Source organism: Zobellia uliginosa (assembly GCF_900156625.1).
Classification (GTDB): Bacteria; Bacteroidota; Bacteroidia; order Flavobacteriales; family Flavobacteriaceae; genus Zobellia; species Zobellia uliginosa.
Genome location: NZ_FTOB01000027.1, coordinates 1 through 1,312, shown reverse-complemented (window position 1 = coordinate 1,312; position 1,312 = coordinate 1). Strand labels below are relative to the sequence as shown.

General features: G+C 43.1%; 1 protein-coding gene. It reads left to right on the top strand.

Features of this window, described 5'->3' with window-relative positions:
- Positions 1 to 220 precede the first annotated feature (220 nt).
- On the top strand, positions 221 to 1,189 hold the full coding sequence (locus BW980_RS22095; RefSeq protein ID WP_076457317.1) for an IS110 family RNA-guided transposase: 969 nt from the start codon (positions 221 to 223) through the stop codon (positions 1,187 to 1,189).
- The last annotated feature ends 123 nt before the right edge of the window (positions 1,190 to 1,312 follow it).

Below are 1,312 nucleotides of genomic sequence, written 5' to 3'. Positions count from 1 at the left end.
TATACATCTTAAGTTTGATTCTCATTAAATTGATGGTATAAACCAGAAAGAACAAAAGAGAGAATTAAGGTTAAGTTATACAGTGAAGCTTTAGACTTCGACAACATTGGTAATCCTCTCTCTTTTACTACTTAGACCACGTTCAGTTCTGTGAGACCTTGGATCTCGTTTTCAAGTTGTTGTGTGCCCAAGTAGCCGGTTCTTTCACAAAACATTTCCTATGAATAAATATAAAGAAACTTTCGGAGTCGACATCAGTAAAGATGTCTTTGATGTGCACGGCAGTAACAAAGGTCACGACCGGTACGGGAACGATGGGCCCGGGTTCAAGAAATTCCTTGGGCACTTGCCCAAAGGTTCATTGGTAGTCATGGAAGCTACCGGTTACTATCATTATAGGCTCGCACAGTTTCTTTACAAAAATGGAGTAATGGTCTCAGTGGTAAACCCGTTGTCCGTCAAGCGTTTTATCCAAATGAAGCTGGCCAAGGTAAAGACCGATAAGAGCGACGCAAAGGCTATCTGTGACTATGCCCTGGTCAATGAGGTCCCTCTTTACGATGCCCTGACCGATAGCCAAAGTGAGTGTTTACAGTTGTTCCGGTTATTGGACATGTATTTAAAGCAACGCACCGCAACCAAGAACAAGATCCATGGGGAGGACGTTCTGGGGGTGCCCTCAAAGTTCGTATACCGTTCCTTGGTACGCAACAGGAAACAGTTGGACAAGGAAGTGACGGCCATCGAATCAAAAATTCTATCATTGGTCAAAGGGGATCAACAAGAGCAGTTGACCTTGTTGATGTCGATACCAGGTATAGGGCAAAAGACCGCCTTGTTCCTGATAGTTGTCACTGATGGTTTCAGTAAGTTCGAAACGGCATCGCAGCTCTGTAGCTATGTGGGTATAACCCCAACGATACGGGAGTCGGGGAGCAGTGTAAGAGGTCGTCCGAGAATAAGTAAGGTCGGCAATAGAAAGCTTCGCAATCTATTGTTCCTGTGCTCTTTCAATGCCTGTAAACACAACACGGCATGCAAAGAGGTATATGAGCGAATCGTGAACAAGGGCAAGAGCAAGAAACTGGCATTGATTGCTGTAGCTAACAAACTATTGAAGCAGTCTTTTGCCATTGCAAAATCGGGCAGGCCGTACGATGAATCGTATGTTTCTGTATTGCCTGGATAAATAGCAGATAAATTGAATAAAAAAAAGCCCGAAGAAACTGATTTTGGAATCTATGGGCCTAGAATAATATTGTCTCAGATTAAGGAAGAATTTATTTGTTTTTTGCCTCAGTTCTTTGTTAGC